2 tRNA genes and 2 rRNA genes are annotated in these 3,533 nt (G+C 51.0%); all 4 read right to left on the reverse strand.

Annotated elements, in window-relative coordinates:
* A 5S ribosomal RNA gene (gene rrf / locus ACW9H9_RS28315) occupies positions 1-49 on the reverse strand; the annotation flags it as partial.
* Positions 50-218: 169 nt separating this feature from the next.
* Positions 219-3,109: ribosomal RNA gene (locus tag ACW9H9_RS28320) — 23S ribosomal RNA — on the reverse strand.
* A 234-nt stretch (positions 3,110-3,343) separates the two neighbouring features.
* Positions 3,344-3,419: transfer RNA gene (locus ACW9H9_RS28325), tRNA-Ala, on the reverse strand.
* 30 nt (positions 3,420-3,449) lie between these two features.
* A tRNA-Ile gene (locus ACW9H9_RS28330) sits at positions 3,450-3,526 on the reverse strand.
* Positions 3,527-3,533 lie beyond the last annotated feature (7 nt).

The raw sequence follows: 3,533 nt of genomic DNA on the forward strand, positions 1-3,533 counted from the left end.
CTGAGTTCGGGATGGGATCAGGTGGTTCCAATGCTCTATGGTCGTCAAGAAATTCGGGTACTGAGTCGTGACCAGATGGCCTCGCTTCAGCAAATTGGGTATGTAATAGAATCTGGTGTTTTGTGAGCTACAAACTTTCGGTTCGTATCGTCTTCACACACCGCAATCTGGTCTCTTTCGCTTCTTAGCTCAGAGCATGCAAATTGCTTGGGTGTTATATGGTCAAGCCTCACGGGCAATTAGTATTGGTTAGCTCAACGCCTCACAGCGCTTACACACCCAACCTATCAACGTCGTAGTCTTCGACGGCCCTTCAGGGAACTCAAGGTTCCAGTGAGATCTCATCTTGAGGCTAATTTCCCGCTTAGATGCTTTCAGCGGTTATCTATTCCGAACATAGCTACCCGGCAATGCCACTGGCGTGACAACCGGAACACCAGAGGTTCGTCCACTCCGGTCCTCTCGTACTAGGAGCAGCCCCTCTCAAATCTCAAACGTCCACGGCAGATAGGGACCGAACTGTCTCACGACGTTCTAAACCCAGCTCGCGTACCACTTTAAATGGCGAACAGCCATACCCTTGGGACCGGCTTCAGCCCCAGGATGTGATGAGCCGACATCGAGGTGCCAAACACCGCCGTCGATATGAACTCTTGGGCGGTATCAGCCTGTTATCCCCGGAGTACCTTTTATCCGTTGAGCGATGGCCCTTCCATACAGAACCACCGGATCACTAAGACCTACTTTCGTACCTGCTCGACGTGTCTGTCTCGCAGTCAAGCGCGCTTTTGCCTTTATACTCTACGACCGATTTCCGACCGGTCTGAGCGCACCTTCGTACTCCTCCGTTACTCTTTAGGAGGAGACCGCCCCAGTCAAACTACCCACCATACACTGTCCTCGATCCGGATAACGGACCTGAGTTAGAACCTCAAAGTTGCCAGGGTGGTATTTCAAGGATGGCTCCACGCAGACTGGCGTCCACGCTTCAAAGCCTCCCACCTATCCTACACAAGCAAATTCAAAGTCCAGTGCAAAGCTATAGTAAAGGTTCACGGGGTCTTTCCGTCTAGCCGCGGATACACTGCATCTTCACAGCGATTTCAATTTCACTGAGTCTCGGGTGGAGACAGCGCCGCCATCGTTACGCCATTCGTGCAGGTCGGAACTTACCCGACAAGGAATTTCGCTACCTTAGGACCGTTATAGTTACGGCCGCCGTTTACCGGGGCTTCGATCAAGAGCTTCGCGTTAGCTAACCCCATCAATTAACCTTCCGGCACCGGGCAGGCGTCACACCCTATACGTCCACTTTCGTGTTTGCAGAGTGCTGTGTTTTTAATAAACAGTCGCAGCGGCCTGGTATCTTCGACCGGCATGAGCTTACGGAGCAAGTCCTTCACCCTCACCGGCGCACCTTCTCCCGAAGTTACGGTGCCATTTTGCCTAGTTCCTTCACCCGAGTTCTCTCAAGCGCCTTGGTATTCTCTACCCAACCACCTGTGTCGGTTTGGGGTACGGTTCCTGGTTACCTGAAGCTTAGAAGCTTTTCTTGGAAGCATGGCATCAACCACTTCGTCGCCTAAAGGCAACTCGTCATCAGCTCTCGGCCTTAAGATCCCGGATTTACCTAAGATCTCAGCCTACCACCTTAAACTTGGACAACCAACGCCAAGCTGGCCTAGCCTTCTCCGTCCCTCCATCGCAATAACCAGAAGTACAGGAATATTAACCTGTTTTCCATCGACTACGCTTTTCAGCCTCGCCTTAGGGACCGACTAACCCTGCGTCGATTAACGTTGCGCAGGAAACCTTGGTCTTTCGGCGTGGGTGTTTTTCACACCCATTGTCGTTACTCATGTCAGCATTCGCACTTCTGATACCTCCAGCAAGCTTCTCAACTCACCTTCACAGGCTTACAGAACGCTCCTCTACCGCATCACTTACGTGATACCCGTAGCTTCGGTGTATGGTTTGAGCCCCGTTACATCTTCCGCGCAGGCCGACTCGACTAGTGAGCTATTACGCTTTCTTTAAAGGGTGGCTGCTTCTAAGCCAACCTCCTAGCTGTCTAAGCCTTCCCACATCGTTTCCCACTTAACCATAACTTTGGGACCTTAGCTGACGGTCTGGGTTGTTTCCCTTTTCACGACGGACGTTAGCACCCGCCGTGTGTCTCCCATGCTCGGCACTTGTAGGTATTCGGAGTTTGCATCGGTTTGGTAAGTCGGGATGACCCCCTAGCCGAAACAGTGCTCTACCCCCTACAGTGATACATGAGGCGCTACCTAAATAGCTTTCGAGGAGAACCAGCTATCTCCGAGCTTGATTAGCCTTTCACTCCGATCCACAGGTCATCCGCTAACTTTTCAACGGTAGTCGGTTCGGTCCTCCAGTTAGTGTTACCCAACCTTCAACCTGCCCATGGATAGATCGCCCGGTTTCGGGTCTATACCCAGCGACTAAACGCCCTATTAAGACTCGCTTTCGCTACGCCTCCCCTATTCGGTTAAGCTCGCCACTGAATATAAGTCGCTGACCCATTATACAAAAGGTACGCAGTCACAGAACAACGTCTGCTCCCACTGCTTGTACGCATACGGTTTCAGGATCTATTTCACTCCCCTCTCCGGGGTTCTTTTCGCCTTTCCCTCACGGTACTAGTTCACTATCGGTCAGTCAGTAGTATTTAGCCTTGGAGGATGGTCCCCCCATATTCAGACAAAGTTTCTCGTGCTCCGTCCTACTCGATTTCATGACTAAGAGATTTTCGCGTACAGGGCTATCACCCACTATGGCCGCACTTTCCAGAGCGTTCCGCTAATCTCAAAGCCACTTAAGGGCTAGTCCCCGTTCGCTCGCCACTACTAAGGGAATCTCGGTTGATTTCTTTTCCTCAGGGTACTTAGATGTTTCAGTTCCCCTGGTTCGCTCCATACACCTATGTATTCAGTGTAAGGTAACCATCTTATGATGGCTGGGTTCCCCCATTCAGACATCTCCGGATCAAAGTCTGTTTGCCGACTCCCCGAAGCTTTTCGCAGGCTACCACGTCTTTCATCGCCTCTGACTGCCAAGGCATCCACCGTATGCGCTTCTTCACTTGACCATATAACCCCAAGCAATCTGGTTATACTGTGAAGACGACATTCGCCGAAAATCTGTAATGACTCACAAATTTTACCTTAGCCTGATCCGTTACCAGTGAAAGTAACGTTCAGTCTATCTTTCTATCACATACCCAAATTTTTAAAGAACGATCTAATCAAAGACTAGAAATCAACATTCATCATCACGTCGATGGAATGCTCATTTCTAAGCTTTCAACAAACAGAAGCAGTAGTGGTGGAGCCAAGCGGGATCGAACCGCTGACCTCCTGCGTGCAAGGCAGGCGCTCTCCCAGCTGAGCTATGGCCCCGTATTTCTACAGGCGTTTCCCACACAAAATTGGTGGGTCTGGGCAGATTCGAACTGCCGACCTCACCCTTATCAGGGGTGCGCTCTAACCAACTGAGCTACAGACCCAATTTCG

It is taken from the genome of Pseudomonas sp. SDO5215_S409, from assembly GCF_054071325.1.